9 protein-coding genes and 1 pseudogene are annotated in these 13,157 nt (G+C 71.8%); 3 read left to right on the forward strand and 7 right to left on the reverse strand.

Annotation, left to right across the window (positions count from 1 at the left end; translation table 11 throughout):
- The first annotated feature begins 381 nt into the window (after positions 1-381).
- On the forward strand, positions 382-2,004 hold the full coding sequence (locus tag ABZ386_RS00855) for a SulP family inorganic anion transporter (protein ID WP_358963657.1): 1,623 nt from the start codon (positions 382-384) through the stop codon (positions 2,002-2,004).
- Between the two features lie 53 nt (positions 2,005-2,057).
- Here the strand turns inward: ABZ386_RS00855 and ABZ386_RS00860 are convergent, their stop codons facing one another.
- From ABZ386_RS00860 to ABZ386_RS00885, 6 genes are all read right to left on the reverse strand, one after another.
- Positions 2,058-3,017 carry a superoxide dismutase gene (locus ABZ386_RS00860; protein WP_351332958.1) on the reverse strand — a complete coding sequence of 320 codons (960 nt, stop codon included), beginning with the start codon at positions 3,015-3,017 and terminating at the stop codon, positions 2,058-2,060.
- A 126-nt stretch (positions 3,018-3,143) separates the two neighbouring features.
- A complete protein-coding gene (locus tag ABZ386_RS00865; RefSeq protein WP_358962771.1) occupies positions 3,144-4,013 on the reverse strand; it encodes a maleylpyruvate isomerase family mycothiol-dependent enzyme in 870 nt (289 codons plus the stop codon).
- 40 nt (positions 4,014-4,053) lie between these two features.
- The gene (locus ABZ386_RS00870; RefSeq protein WP_358962773.1) at positions 4,054-6,627 is read right to left on the reverse strand and encodes a DHA2 family efflux MFS transporter permease subunit; all 2,574 of its coding nucleotides are present in this window, start codon (positions 6,625-6,627) and stop codon (positions 4,054-4,056) included.
- Between the two features lie 166 nt (positions 6,628-6,793).
- Positions 6,794-7,144 carry a nitrite reductase small subunit NirD gene (nirD, locus tag ABZ386_RS00875; protein WP_351332949.1) on the reverse strand — a complete coding sequence of 117 codons (351 nt, stop codon included), beginning with the start codon at positions 7,142-7,144 and terminating at the stop codon, positions 6,794-6,796.
- On the reverse strand, positions 7,141-9,744 hold the full coding sequence (nirB, locus tag ABZ386_RS00880) for a nitrite reductase large subunit NirB (RefSeq protein WP_351332947.1): 2,604 nt from the start codon (positions 9,742-9,744) through the stop codon (positions 7,141-7,143). The genes nirD and nirB overlap by 4 nt, the downstream gene beginning before the upstream one ends.
- Positions 9,744-10,961, reverse strand: a complete 1,218-nt coding sequence (locus ABZ386_RS00885; RefSeq protein ID WP_356499464.1) for an FAD-dependent oxidoreductase — start codon at positions 10,959-10,961, stop codon at positions 9,744-9,746. Before ABZ386_RS00885 ends, nirB begins: the two co-directional genes overlap by 1 nt.
- A gap of 164 nt (positions 10,962-11,125) precedes the next feature.
- Between ABZ386_RS00885 and ABZ386_RS00890 the strand changes: the two are divergent.
- Positions 11,126-11,623: pseudogene (locus ABZ386_RS00890) on the forward strand (sulfite exporter TauE/SafE family protein); the annotation flags it as partial.
- A 333-nt stretch (positions 11,624-11,956) separates the two neighbouring features.
- On the forward strand, positions 11,957-12,301 hold the full coding sequence (locus tag ABZ386_RS00895; protein ID WP_356499465.1) for a hypothetical protein: 345 nt from the start codon (positions 11,957-11,959) through the stop codon (positions 12,299-12,301).
- Between the two features lie 283 nt (positions 12,302-12,584).
- Here ABZ386_RS00895 and ABZ386_RS00900 read toward each other — a convergent pair whose 3' ends face one another.
- Complete coding sequence (locus tag ABZ386_RS00900; RefSeq protein WP_358962776.1) at positions 12,585-13,073, reverse strand: helix-turn-helix domain-containing protein; 489 nt, start codon at positions 13,071-13,073, stop codon at positions 12,585-12,587.
- Between the last annotated feature and the right edge of the window lie 84 nt (positions 13,074-13,157).

The following is a 13,157-nucleotide window of genomic DNA, read 5'->3' on the forward strand; positions in this document are numbered from 1 at the left end:
CCGACCGGTGCGCCGGGCGGGGCGTGGGACTGGGGGGCGGCTGGAGCGGCAGGAGGTGCCGGGGGCTGGGGGGCATCCGGCTCGGCGGCGGACCCCGGCGGTGGCCCCCAGGGACGTGCGGAGGGTGGTCGGGGGACGGGTGCCTCCGGTGGTGGTGCGCGCGGCGGGACGGCGGCCGGTACCGGTGGAACCAGTGGTGCCGCGGGCGTCGGTGGTGTGCTGGCGGGTCTGGTCCGCGGTGTGCGTCGCCGTGCCGACGGCGCCGGTGCCGGCGGCGTCGGGGCCGGCGGCGGTGAGGGCGGCGGCCCCGGCGGCAAGGGTGGGGCGCGAGGGGATCTCGCGACCGACGTCACCGCCTCGCTCGTCGTCTTCCTCGTCGCCCTGCCGCTGTGCATCGGTGTCGCCGTCGCCTCCGGGGTGCCCGCCGAGCTCGGGATCATCTCCGGCGTGATCGGCGGCCTCGTCGTCGGTGCCGTCCGGGGCAGCACGCTCCAGGTCAGCGGACCGGCCGCCGGACTCGCCGCGCTGGTCGCGGAGACCGTCGCCGAGGTCGGCGTGGCCATGCTCGGCGTCATCGTGCTGTTCGCCGGCCTCCTCCAGATCGTCCTGGGACTGGTGCGCCTCGGCCGGATGTTCCAGGCCATCTCGGTCGCCGTCGTGCAGGGCATGCTGGCCGGCATCGGGGTGCCGCTGATGTTCAGCCAGGCCTATCCGATGGCCGACGCCAAGGCCCCCGGCACCCCGATCGAGAACATGGCCGGGATCCCCGGGCTGCTGGCCGACATCCTGACCGACCCGCAGGCGATGATCGCCACCCTGCTCGGCGTCGTCACGATCGTGCTCAGCTTCGTGTGGAAGAAGGTGCCGGGACCGGCCGGGAAGATCCCCGCCGCGCTGGTGGCCGTCGGCATCGGCATGGTCGTCGCCGCGCTGCCCGGCGTGGACGTCAAGACGCTCCAGGTGGGCAACCTGCTGGCGTCCGTGCAGGTGCCGGGGGCGGAGCAGTTCGCCCGGCTCGCGGACGGGGCGGTCATCACCGCCATCCTGACCTTCACGGTCATCGCGTCCGCCGAGAGCCTGTTCACGGCCGCCGCCGTGGACCGCATGCACAGCGGCCCGCGCACCCGCTACAACACCGAGCTGATCGCCCAGGGCGCCGGGAACACCGTCGCGGGCATCCTCGGCGCGCTCCCCGTCACGGCGGTCGTCGCGCGCAGTTCGGCGAACGTCCAGGCCGGGGCCAAGACCCGGCTCTCGCGCACCCTGCACGGCCTGTGGCTGCTCGCGTTCGCGCTGCTGCTGCCGCAGGTGCTCGCCCTGATCCCGATCTCGGTGCTCGCCGGTGTCCTCGTGCACAGCGGCTGGAAGCTGTTCGGGCCCGCGGAGTTCCCGAAGATGTGGCGGCAGGACAAGGGCGAGTTCGCCGTGATGACGATGACGACGCTGGTCATCGTGGCGACCGCGCTCCTGGAGGGCGTGCTGTTCGGGCTCGCCGCGGGGATCGTGCTGGCCGCGCTGCGCATGTCCCAGACCGTGGTCCGCCGGGACGTCGAGGAGGACACGGCCAAGGTCGTCATGGCGGGCAACGCCACGTTCCTGCGGCTGCCGAAGGTGATCGAGGCGCTGGAGGCCGCCGCCGCGTCCGGGAAGCCGAGGATCCGGCTCGACCTGACCGGCGTGACCCACCTGGATCACGCCTGCCGCAGCCAGGTCGAGGAGTTCACCGCGCAGCAGCGGGGGTTGGGGCTGCGGGTGGAACTGCTGATGCCGGGGGAGGCGAAACCGGCCGTCACCGGTGCCGGGCCTGTCGGCGAAGGCCCGGCACCGGAGCCGCTGCCCAGGCGCCCGGTCGCGGCGGCCACGGCGGGGGAACCGGCGGAAGCGGTCGAGCCCGTGGAAACGGCGGCGCCGTCGCCCTGGCCCACCGCCGACGCCGAGTGGTTCTACCTCGACACACGGCCCCTCCCGGAGGAGCGGGCGTCCCACTCGCCCTTCGTGGGCTGACGGGGCGGACCCTCGTCCCCGACACCGACGGCGAGCCGCCGGCTCCACGCCGTCTACAGGGGCACGGCCACCGCGTTGAACGTCGTCTGGGGCGTCTGCGGGCTGGTGAAGCGGGCGTTGACCAGGTAGAGGCGGTTGCCGAAACGGGCGGCGGTGGCGGGGACGTCGAAGCGGGGGTCGGTGATCGTCCTGCGCAGGGTCGCCGTGGTGGCCTGCTGGTCGAGGTCCCAGACGGTGATCTTGTTCAGGCGGTTCTGGACGACGTACAGGGTGCGGCCGAGACGGACCAGGCCGTCGCCGTTGGCCACGTCGGTCCCGCCCCGCAGCGCGATCCTCGCCGCGCGGCCGGTCCTGAGGGAGACGTTGTACAGCTGCCCGGCGTTGACGACGACCAGACCGCGGCCGTCGGGGGTGGCGACCAGGCCGTTGGCGCCGTTGGTCCCGGCCGGCGCCTGCACCCACTCGCCGGTGAGCGGGAGGGCCCGGACCTCGCCCTCGCGGCCGCGCGGGACGCCGTAGAGGACCGCGTCGCGGGAGTCGGTGAACCAGGCGCGGTCCCGGTGCAGGACGACGTCGTTGATGAAGGGCGCGGCGTTCCGGGTGAGCCGGTGGGTGGTGAGCAGTTCGCCGCTGCGCGAGTCGACGATCCGCGCGGTTCCCCCGGCACCACCGGCCACGTAGAGCAGGCCGTCGCCGTCCAGCTTCAGCCCGATGGAGGCGAGGCCGGGCGCGCCCTCGTGCAGGACCCGGCCCTTGCCGGTGCGCAGGTCGGTGCGGTAGACGGCCCCGTCGGCGCGGGAGCCCATGTAGGCGTACGGCCTGCTGCCTATGGTGATGCCCTCGGGGAGCCAGCCGTCGGGCAGCGGGAACTCGGTGGGCCAGGCGCTGCCGGGGGCGGCCTGTGCGGTGCTGGGAGCGGCCTGCGCTGTGCCGGTGCCGGCGGCCACCGCGAGCGCGGCGACGGCCCCGCCGAGCACGGTGCGCCGGGACGGCCGGGAGTGGTTCCGGGTCATGGTCGGGCCTTTCGTGACAGGTGGGGGAGTGACTCGACGCACCCGATGAAACGCCAAGTGATCCGAGCAGCGCGCCGAGTTGGCGAACCCGACAGGAACTCGACAGGGCGCGGCGGCCCGTCCCGGTCAGTACACGACGGACACGATCCGGCACACCGCCTCGGCGAGCCGCCGCTCACCCTCGACGCGGGCCCGGGCGAGGGCGGTGGCGGGCTCGATGCCGCGCGTGCACAGCCGCCAGGCGGTCTCCGCGTCCAGCTGTACGGCACAGGCGGGCCGCCCCTCCGGCCCTTCGCCCAGGGACCAGCCCCCCGCCACGCCGGCCTCGCCGGTAACCGCCGCCCTCGCCGTCACGGTCCAGCTTCCCCCTCCCGGCCCGGTGACCGTCACCTCCACCTGCGTGCCGTCCGGTGCCTCGGTGCCGCGCAGGGTGTGCGGCAGGGCCCGCATGAAGGTGTCCAGGACCACGGACAGGGCCCGCGGCTCGGGGTCGGTGTCCAGTCCGACGGCGTGCCGGATCTGCTGCCGGTGCGTCCAGTACTCGGTGAACTCCCGGGCGCAGTCGAGCCACAGGGGCGCCGGGTCGGCCCCGGCCCAGGACACGCCGAGCGACGGCGCGTCCAGGTCGGCGGCGGCGAAGCGGTCCGCCAGTTCGGCACCGGCCCGCTCCAGGGCGTCGACGAGCGCGGCGGGTTCCGTGTCCCGGTGGCGCTCGACCCACTCCTGGTTGGCTCGGTGGATGAACGCCTCCAGGGTCTCACCGGGCGCGAAGGGGCCCGGATCACGGCGGCCGAGGCGGGCGGCGCAGTCGCCGAGGACGTGCGCGGTGACGTCGTGGACGGTCCACCCCGGCACGGCGATCCGAGCCCACTCCGCCGGGCCCAGTCCCCGCAACAGCCCGAGCAGGGCCTCCAGTTCCGGACGGAACAGCGCGCGGGCGTCGATCGGAGGGCCCAGCCAGGAGAGCCCGGACCAGTCGTTCGGCTGCATGACCATGCGCCCAGCCTGCCAGGCGCGGGCCCGCCGGGGTGCCCCGTCACTCGGCCGGGTGGGACAGTTCCACGTCATGGCCGTCGACGCCGCGGCCGCTCACCGTCAGCGCCGTGGCCACCGGGGGGTAGCCGGTCGCGATGACCGTGTACTCGCCGCTGTCCAGGTCGGTGAAGGCGTAGGCGCCGTCCGCCGCCGTGACGGCCGTGCCGACCACGTTGCCCGCCGCGTCCACCAGGGTCACCCGGGCGTCCGCGAGCGGGCCGTGCGGGGCCCGGACGACGCCTTGGAGGTGGGCGCCGAAGTCGAGGTCGACCTCGATGCGGGTGGCCCCGCCGGCGCCGATCTCGACCGGCACGGCGCGCGGGCGGAAACCGGCGGCGTTCACCGCGACGGTCACCGTCCCCGGCACCAGCTCCTCGAAGGAGAACTCGCCCTGCCCGCCGGTGACCTGAGTGGCCAGCAGGTCACCGCGGACGTCGGTCACGATCACCATCGCGTCCCGCACGGGCAGCGAGGTCTCGGCGGCCCGCACGGCACCGCTCAGCCCGCTGGTGCCGCTGAGCAGGATGTCGTACGCCACCGGGTCGTCGTGCACGACGACCGTCGAGGCCTGCGGCTGGAAGCCGTCGGCGGAGGCGATCAGGACGTACGAACCCGTGGCCGGCGCGGTCACCGCGTAGGCGCCGTCGGCCCGGGCGACCGCGCGGCCCAACTGCCGTCCGCCCAGGGAGATCAGTGTGACGGCGGCCCGCGGGACCGGGGCGTTGCCCGTGCCGCGGACGAAGCCGCGCACCGGGGTTCCGCCGCCGGACGGTTCCGCCTCGGAGCGGGCCGGCGCGGGCGTCTGCGCGGCGGACGCAGCCTTCCCGGCCGGGGTCTTCTCGACATCGACCGGGGTCTTCTCGACATCGACCGGTGTCTTCTCCACGGGAACCGCCGAGCCCTCCTCGGCGGCGCGGGCCTGGAGCCCGGACACCTGGCGCAGCGGTACCTCCTTGATGAACAGGACCAGCAGGAAGCCCAGCACCATCACGGCCGCGGCGGTCAGGAACACCACGTGCATCGAGTCGGCGAAGCCCATCTTGAACGGCACGGCGAGCCGCGGGTCGAGCTTCTGGATGAACGACGAGTCGCTGAGCACCTGGTCGGCGCCGGAGGACCCGTGCCCCTGCACCATGTCCAGCACCGGCCGGTTCGCCGGGTCGGCACGCACCGCCGGGTCCCGCAGCGCCGCCCGGAAGGAGGCGGTGTGGGCGACCGACGTGAAGGCGTCCGCGATCTTGTCGGGAACGTGGGTGAACAGCAGGGTGGTGAACACGGCCGTGCCGGCCGTGCCGCCCATCTGCCGGAAGAACGTGGACGAGGCGCTCGCCACCCCCATGTCCTGCGGCGGCACCGCGTTCTGCATCGCCAGCACCAGCGTCTGCATGCAGCAGCCGAGCCCCAGGCCCAGGACGAGCATGTAGGCCATCGTCTGCCGCAGCGGCGTGTCCCAGTCCACCCGCAGGGCGAACAGCAGGAGCGCGACGATCATCAGCGCGGTGCCGACGATCGGCAGGAACTTGTACTTCCCCGTCCTGGAGGTGACCTGGCCGGAGACGATCGAGGCGCCCATCATGCCGACGACCAGCGGCAGCATCTGCAGGCCCGAGGTGGTCGGGGTGGCCCCCTTCACGATCTGCAGGTACTGCGGGATCATCATCATCCCGCCGAACATGCCCATGCCGACGATCAGCAGCACCACGCTGACCAGGCTGAACATCCCGTTGCGGAACAGCCGGACCGGGATCAGCGCGTCATCGCCGACCCGTCGCTCCACGAGGACCCACAGCACCAGGCCGACCGCCGCGACCGCGTAGCACGCCACGGACTTCGTCGACCCCCAGCCCCAGTCGCGGCCCTGCTCGGCCACCAGCAGCAGCGGCACCACGCCGAGCGCGATGGTCACCGCGCCCCAGACGTCGATCCGCCGGTCGAGCCGGGTGTGCGGCACGTTGAGCACCTTGGCGACCACGGCCAGCGCGAGCAGGCCGACCGGCACGTTTACCAGGAACACCCAGCGCCAGCCGGCGATCCCCACGATGCTGTCCCGGCCGGACAGGAACCCGCCGATGAGCGGGCCGAGCACACTGGAGGTGGCGAAGGTGGCCAGCAGATAGCCCTGGTAGCGGGCGCGCTCCCGCGGGGGCACGATGTCGCCGATGATCGCCAGCACCAGCGACATCAGGCCGCCCGCGCCGAGCCCCTGGAACGCCCGGAACCAGGCCAGTTCGGTCATCGACGTGGCGAACGAGCAGGCCGCCGACCCCACCACGAAGATGCTGATCGCGGTCAGGAAGTACGGCTTGCGGCCGTGCAGATCCGACAGCTTGCCGTACAGCGGTGTGGTGATCGTCGAGGTGATCAGGTACGCCGTGGTCGCCCACGCCTGCTGGCTCAGACCGTGCAGATCGTCGGAGATCGTGCGGATCGCGGTGCTGACGATCGTCTGGTCCAGGGCGGCCAGGAACATGCCCAGCAGCAGACCGCTGAGGATGGTCAGGATCTGCCGGTGGGTCAGCCCGCCGGGCGGGGATGCCGGGGCCGCCTCCTCGGGTACGGCTGCGGTTTCGGTCATTCCGCAACCCTAGAAGGGGATTACTTGCCCTTAGCAATTCAATGCCCCAAGCAACCGTAAAGCTTCGGTTTACCCGGCCGGAAACGGACCACGCGCGGGATCCCCGCCCGGCCTCCATGGCCGGCGGGGATCCCGCGCGTGGTGGGTCGCTTCTGCGTCCGGACCGTCAGGCGGTGCGGACCTTGTACACCGTCACCTGCACCGTCTCGTCGTCCAGGCACTGCCCGGAGGCCAGGTCGAAGCGCTGCTTCAGCAGCGGGGAGGCCACGAACGGGCGGCCCTGGTGGGAGCCGGTCAGGCCGCGGGAGAGGACCGCGGCGCCGGTGAAGGGGTCGCGGTTGTCGATGGCGAACAGCTCGCCGGAACGGTCGCGGAAGATCGCCGCCTGGCGGCCGTCCGGCAGCAGTGCCGCCACCCCGCGGCCCGGGAGCAGCATGCTCAGGTCACAGACCGTGAACCAGTCGCCGTCCAGGGCGAGCTGGACCTTCAGGTCGGTCGTCTCAGGTGCCAGGGTCATCGCTGGGCGCTTCCTTCCAGAACGTCGGCGGGTCGCATGCCGATGGACAGCAGCGGCAGGTCGGGCTTCATCTGGTCGCGCTCGGGCACGAAGGCGACGACCGGGTCCGGAGTGTCCGGCGCGTTCACGAAGGACACGAACCGGGCGAGCTTCTCGGGGTCGTTGATGGTCTCGGACCACTCGTCGCGGTAGTGCGCGACATGGTCGGCCATCAGCTTCTCCAGCTCGTCGCAGATGCCGAGCGAGTCGTGGACGACGACGTCCCGTACGTGGTCCAGGCCGCCCGGGATCCGCTCCAGCCAGGTGGAGGTGCGCTCCAGGCGGTCGGCCGTACGGATGTAGAACATCAGGAACCGGTCGATCAGCCGCACCAGCTCGGCGTCCGACAGGTCCTGCGCGAGCAGGTCCGCGTGGCGCGGGGTGGCGCCGCCGTTGCCGCCGACGTAGAGGTTCCAGCCGTTGGCGGTGGCGATCACGCCGAAGTCCTTCGACTGCGCCTCGGCGCACTCGCGCTGGCAGCCGGAGACCGCCGACTTCAGCTTGTGCGGGGAGCGCAGGCCCCGGTAGCGCAGCTCCAGGTCGATCGCCATCTTCACGGAGTCCTGGACGCCGTAGCGGCACCAGGTCTGGCCGACGCAGGACTTCACCGTGCGCAGGGCCTTGCCGTAGGCGTGGCCGGACTCGAAGCCGGCGTCCACCAGCCGGGCCCAGATCAGCGGCAGCTGTTCGACGCGCGCGCCGAACATGTCGATCCGCTGACCACCGGTGATCTTCGTGTAGAGGCCGAAATCGCGGGCGATCTCGCCGATCACGATCAGCTTCTCCGGGGCGATCTCGCCGCCGGGGATGCGCGGCACGACCGAGTACGAGCCGTTCTTCTGCAGGTTGGCCAGGAAGTGGTCGTTGGTGTCCTGCAGCGCGGCCTGCTCGCCGTCCAGGACGTAGCCGCTCGCGCCGATGGTCGGGGCGAGGGAGGCGATGATCGAGCCGACGGCCGGCTTGCAGACCTCGCAGCCGTCCCCGCCCCGGGCGCCCTCGCGGCCGTAGCGGTCCAGCAGCTCCTGGTAAGTGTTGATGCGCAGCGCCAGGACGATCTCGTACAGCTCCTCGCGGGTCTGCGAGAAGCAGCCGCACAGGCCCTTGTCGACCTCGACGCCGCTGGCCTCCAGCTCGGCGTTGACGAGCTGGCCGAGGACCTTGACGCAGGATCCGCAGGTCGTACCGGCCTTGGTGCACTTCTTCACCTCGGGCACGGTGGTGCACTGGTGGTCGGTGACCGCGCCGCGGATCGTGCCCTTGGTGACGTTGTTGCAGGAGCAGATGATCGCCTCGTCCGGCAGCGCCGTCGGGCCGAGCTGGGCCGGGGCGCCGGCGCCGGCGGGCAGCACGAGCGACTCGGGCGAGACCGGCGGGACCGAGCCGGTGAACGCCTTCAGCGTGCCGTAGGCCTCCGCGTCGCCGACCAGGATGCCGCCGAGCAGCGTCCCGTCGCGGCCGATGACCAGCTTCTTGTACAGGCCCGCGCGGGAGTCGGAGTAGACGACGTCCAGGCAGTCCTCGGCGGTGCCGTGCGCGTCACCGAAGGACGCCACGTCCACGCCGAGCAGCTTCAGCTTGGTGGACAGGTCGGCGCCGGTGAACTCGGCCTCGTCCTGAGCGATCGTCGCGGCGGCGGTCTCCGCCTGCTCGTACCCCGGGGCCACCAGGCCGTAGACCCGGCCGTCCGCGGCCAGCGCGCACTCGCCGATGGCGAACACGTGCGGGTCGGAGACCGTACGGCACTGCTCGTCGACGGTGATGCCGCCGCGCTCGCCGACCGTCAGGCCGCAGTCGCGGGCCAGCTGGTCGCGCGGGCGGACACCGGCGGAGAACACCACCATGTCGGTGGCGAGTTCGGAGCCGTCGGACAGCTTCATGCCGGTCACGGCACCGTCCTCGCCGACCACGATCTCCTGCGTGCCGACACCGGTGTGGACGCTCAGGCCCATGTCCTCGATGGTGCGCAGCAGGGCGGCGCCACCGCCCTCGTCGACCTGGACCGGCATCAGCCGGGGCGCGAACTCCACGATGTGCGCGTCGAGTCCCAGGCCCTTCAGCGCGCCCGCCGCCTCCAGACCGAGCAGACCGCCGCCGACGACGGCTCCCGTCGACGCCCTGGTCTTCGCGTACTCCTCGATGGCGAGGAGGTCCTCGATCGTGCGGTAGACGAAACAGCCCTCGGCGTCCTTGTTCGGCACCGGCGGCACGAACGGGTAGGAGCCGGTGGCCAGGACCAGGACGTCGTAGTCGAAGACCTCACCGGACCGGGCGGTGACCCTGCGGGCCTCGCGGTCGACGGTGACCGCCGGGTCGCCGACGCGAAGTTCGATGCCGTGGTCCTTGATGAACTCCATGTCCGTCATGGACAGGTCCTCGGGCGTCTTGCCCGAGAAGTACGAGGTCAGCTGGACCCGGTCGTACGCCGGGCGCGGCTCCTCACAGAGCACGACCACGCGGTGCGTGGCGGTCAGGCCGCGCTCGGCGAGCGCTTCGAGGAAGCGCTGGCCGACCATGCCGTGGCCGACGAGCACGATCGTGGGGTTCGCCCCAGTGGCGGTCATCAGGAGCCTCCATCATTGGTGAGCAGGTGGAGCAGCGGGCCGCCGTCGGAGGGGAGCGGCTCTGCTCCCTCCCAGGCGCGGGCGAGCGCGCCGACGGTGCCGAGTTCGCCGACGAGGACCCCGCCGACCAGGCGGTCGTCGCGGACGACGACCTTGCGGTAGGTGCCGCGGGTGGCGTCGGCGAGCTGGACGACGTCGTCGCCCGGCAGCGCCTCCGTCTCGCCGAACGCGGCGAGGTCGAAGGGGCTGTCGTGCCCGGTGAGCGTGAGCCGGGTCAGGGACCGCGTGCCGGTGTAGCGGGCGGCCGTGTCACCGGCGAGCAGCTCGGCGAGCGCGTCGGCCTGTTCGAGTGCGGGAGTGGCGAGGCCGTAGAGGACGCCGTCGTGCTGGGCGCAGTCGCCGATCGCGTGGATGTACGGGTCGGAGGTGCGCAGCTCGTCGTCGACGACGACACCCTTGCGGACGTCGAGCCCGGCGGTCTGCGCGAGTCCCACCCGCGGGCGGACCCCGCAGGCGACCACGACGAGATCGGCGTCCAGCGCGTACCCGTCGGCCATCTCCACCGAGCGCACGGCGCCGCCGACGCAGCGCACGTCCCGTACGCGGCACTCGGTGTGCACCTCCACGCCCAGGTCGGTCAGATGCCGCTTGACGAGCTGGGAGGCGGCCGGGTCGAGCTGGCGCTCCATCAGCCGTTCGGACTGCTGGGCGAGCACGACCTGGGCGCCGCGCAGGGCGAGCGCCCGGGCCGCGGAGACGCCGAGCAGCCCGCCGCCGATGACGACCGCCTTCACGCCCGGCCGGACGGCCTTGGACAGGCCCAGGCAGTCGTCCATGGTGCGGAACGCGTGGACGCCCTCGGGCAGTTGGTGGTCCTCGGTGAACAGCCCGCGCAGCGGCGGCAGGACGGGGTTGGAGCCGGTCGCGAGAACGAGCCGGTCGTATGCGATCACGGAACCGTCCGCGCAGGTGACGGTCCGCTCCGCGCGGTCGATGCCGGTGACCCGGCCGCGCCGCAGCTCCGCGGGCGCGGGCAGGGCGATCACCTCGGGGCTGTAACGCCCGGCCAGCACTTCGGCGAGCAGCACCCGGTTGTAGGGCCGGTGCTCCTCTTCGCCGATCAGCGACGCGGGCGTGCCGAGCTCACCGAGCCGCCGGGCGAGCCGTACGCCCGCGAGGCCGGTGCCGATCACCACCACACGCTCATTCGAGGTCATGTCATCGAGCGTGCGGTGCCGGTGTTACCCGGCAGCATCACATCTGTTTCCCACGGGGAACGCTGCCCTCAGCGGGGGCGGGGGGTGGGTGTGAGGGTTCCCGGTGGGCGGCACCGGCGGGCTGTGAGGAGGTGCGGCAGAAGGTGCCGCACAGGGTGCTGATCATGCCCGACATATCGCTGACCATGATCGTCCTGCTCCGCCTCGCGGCCCTCGCCGCCGGATGGATCGACGCCGTGGTCGGCGGGGGCGGGCTCCTGCTGCTGCCGGTGCTGCTGCCCGGCCTGCCGCCGGGCACGCCCGCCGCGCAGGCGCTGGGCACCAACAAGGCGGTCGCCGTCGTCGGCACGACGGGCGCGGCGGTGACATACGCCCGCAAGGCTCCCGTGGACGTGCGGACGGCCGTGCGGATCGGGCTGGCCGCCCTCGCCGGATCCTCCGGCGGGGCCTTCCTCGCGGCCGGGATGAGCAACGACGTCCTCAAGCCGGTGATCATGGTGGTGCTGCTCGCCGTCGCCGCCTTCGTGATCCTGCGGCCCGCGTTCGGCACGGCACCCGCGACCGGCCCGGCCACCCGCCGCCAGGTCCTCGCGGCGATCGGCCTCGCGGGCCTCGGCATCGGCTTCTACGACGGCCTCATCGGCCCAAGCACCGGCACGTTTACCAAAGAAACAGGCGCTCTGACCAACTGAGTTATCGAGGCATGGCACAGGGCTCTACCTCCGCAAGGAACGGGGGAGCGCGCTGACGCCACGAGCCGGAGGGTTCAGACCGCCGATCATGTGTGGAAAGGTGCGCGATACCTCTTCCGACTCACCCCTACCAGAGCGAAGGGGATTCCCGGCCGTCTTCGCTGCGGTCGGTGCACGGCAGCGGGCAGGGTGGCTAGGGCCCTGGAATGTTATAGGTACGCGGGGCGCCGGGTGTCCTCCATGCTGGGGTGCACGTGCCGCGAAGCGCGCACATGAACGTCCAAGCTGACTGGGGGAGTACACATGACGGCCGTAAGGCGCCTTGCTGCTGTGACGGGAAGCGTCGTCCTGGCTGTGAGCGGGCTGACCGCGCTGACCGCCACGCCGGCCACTGCGGCAGGCAAGTGCGTGAAAGCCCAGACGAAGGAAAACACTGGCGTAAAGATCACATACAGCTTCTGTTCCAACAACGACGGTGAAGTCCTGCTTCACGGAACCCTTTACGACACCCTGGACGACCGGAAGCGAGCCTACGCCGAGATCAAGATTGGGCCTTGGCATTCGATGATGTCGACGGCTAGCAGTCAAACCTACTCCACCGGGTGGCAGCCTTCTGGCAAGATCAGCGTCACCGTTTGGCGGGGGTAGTTGGTAGTGTTCGCAGCGTTCTTCCGGGCATGAGGAAAGCCCCCAGATCTTTGAATCTGGGGGCATTCTTTCGTGCCGCTGTCGCTTATGCGCGGGCCTGGTTCACGCTGATGTAGTCAACTGCGAGGCTCGGCAAGTCCCTCCTCGTGGCGTCGTCTGCTGCTTCCCAAGCCGCTGCGGCGTCGCGTTGAGCAGGAAAGTAATGTTTCGGTGGCCACTCGTCTCCTCCTCGTTGAGCGGCGCGTCGGTCGGGGCGCCGGCTGAGCTGGTGGCGTTGGAAACGCTATGGCGCGGGACCGTGACCGACGAAGCGCGTGTTCCGGGAACCGGCACACGTTTCGCCGGCCCCGCGCGTGTTCTTCCTCGTCCACGTTGACGCACAGCACAAAACGGCACTTGACCTGCTCTTTCGCACGTCGGCGGCCTTCTTGGCCTCGGCCGGCGTGGATCCGGTCCCCTGGACCGTCCAGTACCTGGTTGCCGCGTCGGCGGGGAGTGCGGTCGCAGAGCCGAGCGCGACGACGCCCGCCGCTATGACACCCAGGGTGACCAAAGATGGATGGTGTGCCCGACGGCCCGGTGCCGATCCGGCAGGTACGGAAGCGCGACGAGGCGGCGGCTTCGGCAGACCGGCGCGGCGCGCCACCTCACTCAGCGTCAACACGCGGCCGTGACGGAACACTTCCAGCAGGTCGGACGCCTTCTGCGTGACCGACGACGGAACGGCCGTCTCCCGCGCTGCGGCTCCATTGCCTACGTGCAGTCCTTTCACGAACGCCTTGAGAGCGATCGTTCAAGGGCCTGTCTCGCAGATCGGTGCGGGGGCCCGCACCTCGGGTGATCTGCGCGACAGGCC

Origin of the sequence: Streptomyces sp. NPDC006140 (genome assembly GCF_040628815.1) — a bacterium.
Lineage (GTDB): Bacteria > Actinomycetota > Actinomycetes > Streptomycetales > Streptomycetaceae > Streptomyces.

Excerpts from the sequence above, each read along its gene's own strand:
- ABZ386_RS00870 (WP_358962773.1), bottom strand. The coding sequence starts at position 6,627 with ATGACCGAAACCGCAGCCGTACCCGAGGAGGCGGCCCCGGCATCCCCG.
- ABZ386_RS00860 (WP_351332958.1), bottom strand. The coding sequence starts at position 3,017 with ATGACCCGGAACCACTCCCGGCCGTCCCGGCGCACCGTGCTCGGCGGG.
- ABZ386_RS00885 (WP_356499464.1), bottom strand. The coding sequence starts at position 10,961 with ATGACCTCGAATGAGCGTGTGGTGGTGATCGGCACCGGCCTCGCGGGC.
- ABZ386_RS00865 (WP_358962771.1), bottom strand. The coding sequence starts at position 4,013 with ATGGTCATGCAGCCGAACGACTGGTCCGGGCTCTCCTGGCTGGGCCCT.
- nirB (WP_351332947.1), bottom strand. The coding sequence starts at position 9,744 with ATGACCGCCACTGGGGCGAACCCCACGATCGTGCTCGTCGGCCACGGC.
- nirD (WP_351332949.1), bottom strand. The coding sequence starts at position 7,144 with ATGACCCTGGCACCTGAGACGACCGACCTGAAGGTCCAGCTCGCCCTG.
- ABZ386_RS00895 (WP_356499465.1), top strand. The coding sequence starts at position 11,957 with ATGACGGCCGTAAGGCGCCTTGCTGCTGTGACGGGAAGCGTCGTCCTG.